Source organism: Robertmurraya massiliosenegalensis JC6, assembly GCF_000311725.1.
Lineage (GTDB): Bacteria > Bacillota > Bacilli > Bacillales > Cytobacillaceae > Robertmurraya > Robertmurraya massiliosenegalensis.
The window spans coordinates 1-2517 of sequence record NZ_HE978529.1 but is presented as its reverse complement, the minus strand read 5'-3'; the positions used below and the strand labels follow the sequence as shown (position 1 = coordinate 2517).

The window sequence follows — 2517 nt, the reverse complement described above, 5'->3', positions numbered from 1 at the left end:
TTATTAACAGTTTCCGCCAGATAAGATTGAACACTTTATTACCAAATTAATCCTCTACTAAGCTATGATAAAGCTATCATCATTTGTTTAGTTGGAGGGTATGAGAAAGGTGGAAAAATTAATATTGTTTGTGGAAATTAATCAATTAAGGGAGAAAGGTTTTAGTAGATCTGCAATTGCTAGAAAACTAGGTATTTCGAGAAATACAGTCAATAAATATTTAAAAATGACATTCGAGGAAGCAAAAGAATGGTCAGCCTCTCTTGTTAGTAGAACAAAGAAATTGGATTCATATCAGGATAAAATATTAAGTTGGCTAAAAAAAGATCCGGACATGTCTTCAGCTCAAGTGGAGGATTGGTTAAAAGAGCATTATCCTGATTTGGTTATTGGGGGAAGTACGGTTCGAAACTATGTAAGTCATCTTCGAGATGTTTACCATATTCCTAAAGTTTTACATGTTAGATTATATGAAGCAATAGAAGAATTACCGATGGGACAACAAATGCAGGTGGATTGGGGTGAAATAACAGTTAAGAATTTGGAAAAGAAGGATGTAAAACTGTATTTTATTACGTTTGTTCTGTCGCATTCGCGCTTTAAGTATGTGGAATTTTTGGATAGGCCTTTTACTACCAGAGATACCATTAGATGTCATGAAAAGGCTTTTCAATTTTTGGGGGGAATGCCAAAAGAGATTGTGTATGACCAAGACCATCTGATTACAGTCAGCGAAAATGCTGGTGACATTATTCTGACGAGTGAATTTCAAGCTTATAAGCAAGATAGAGGTTTTCGAATTTATTTATGCCGTAAGGCAGATCCAGAAAGTAAAGGGCGAGTTGAAAATGTGGTGAAATATGTGAAAAGGAACTTTGTGAAACACAGGATATTTTCAAATTTGGAGACATGGAATGAGAAATGTATTGCATGGTTAGATAGGACGGGGAATTACAATGTACACAATACAACAAAAAAGAGACCGGTAGAAGTGCACGCCCTCGAAAAGCTACACTTAAAGCCAATCTCTCCCCTGCTCTCTTTCGAGAGCAACCTTGGTTCTAGTATAACAAGAACTGTACACAAGGACAATATTATAAAATACAAATCTAATCGTTATTCACTCCCATTAGGAACTTATCGCCCTAGGGGAGAAAATAAGGTCTATATAGAAATTCAGGAGGAAAACCTCATTATTCGGAAAGACCCGCAAGGGGAAGTATTAGCTAGACACAAAATATTCCATGGAAAAGGGGAATTGATAAAGAATCGCCAACATACAAGGGATCGCTCAAAAGGAATTCAAGCATACAAGGAAACTGTGGTTCGTCAATTTGAAAACCAAGAAAAGGCTGAACAGTTTATACACGAAGTAGGACGCCGATATCCAAGATACATACGTGATCAACTTCAAGTCATTCAAAACGCCATTACCCATTTTCGATCATTCATAAACGAAGCCCTAGATGTCTGTATTAAAGATCAACTATGGAGCGGCAACGACCTTCGTGACATTGCCCAACATTTCGCAAGACTAAGAGAAACAGAAACTCCTAAAGTACCTTCGATACAAAAGTCAAAAACGATAAACCCCGCAATAAAAGCTACGGCAGCAACTAGGGATGCGGAACAATATATCAAAATTTTAGGGGGAGTTTCATAATGACTAAAACGGTACAGCTCCTTCAAGAGCAGTTCCGGCACCTCCGAATGACAGAAGCATCGGATGAACTGCCGGTATTACTTCGTAATGCGGAAAAAATGTCTTGGACTTATCAAGAGTTCCTTCAGGAACTCCTTACTTACGAGTTAAAAAGACGGGAAGAAAAAAGTGTGGAAAAGAGGCTCAAGTGGGCAAGGTTTCCCTATTATAAGACATTAAGTGAATTTATTATAGAAGAGCAAGTATCACTGAGTACCCGACAATTAAACCAATTAAGGGAGCTTAATTGGTTGGAACAACAGTACAATATAATACTACTAGGGCCTCCAGGGGCTGGGAAGACATTCCTTGCGATTGGTTTAGGTATTGATGCCGTTCAAAAGGGATATAAGGTTGTCTTTTCAACTATGGGTGAACTTGTGCAACTATTAAAAACAGAAGAATATGTTCAAAAATCAAAAGTGCAGCTTAAAAGATTAAGAGAAGCTGATTTGGTTATTATTGATGATTTAATGTATATGGCAATGGATCAACGCGAAGCCAACCTTTTCTTTCATCTAATAAACCATTTGTATGAACGAAGTTCCATTATCATCACCTCCAATAAAGGTCCCGAGCAATGGGTGGAGTTGATGGGAGATCAAGGAATCACTACCGCAATTTTAGATCGATTGCTTCATAGAGTAGAAGTTATTCAATTAAATGAGAATGACAGCTGGCGATTAAAACATCGTTCAACAATTTTTAATTAATCATCCCCTAGCCTATAAAAAATAGGTGGGGGAATATAAAATCATCATAAAAAGTGTTCAAACTTAATTAGCAAAAAGTGTTCAAAACTACTTGACGGTTAC

2 protein-coding genes are annotated in these 2517 nt (G+C 37.1%); both read left to right on the top strand.

All coding sequences use genetic code 11. The annotated features are described in order from the left end of the window. Window positions 1–121 precede the first annotated feature (121 nt). Window positions 122–1663, top strand: coding sequence for an IS21 family transposase (gene istA / locus BMSHG_RS25480; RefSeq protein WP_392397259.1), 1542 nt, complete (start codon window positions 122–124; stop codon window positions 1661–1663). Continuing rightward, window positions 1663–2415 carry an IS21-like element helper ATPase IstB gene (gene istB, locus BMSHG_RS25475; protein ID WP_019157277.1) on the top strand — a complete coding sequence of 251 codons (753 nt, stop codon included), beginning with the start codon at window positions 1663–1665 and terminating at the stop codon, window positions 2413–2415. The genes istA and istB overlap by 1 nt, the downstream gene beginning before the upstream one ends. The last annotated feature ends 102 nt before the right edge of the window (window positions 2416–2517 follow it).

What these genes read in the sequence shown, in the direction of transcription:
- istB (WP_019157277.1), top strand. Translation starts at nt 1,663, where the DNA reads ATGACTAAAACGGTACAGCTCCTTCAAGAGCAGTTCCGGCACCTCCGA.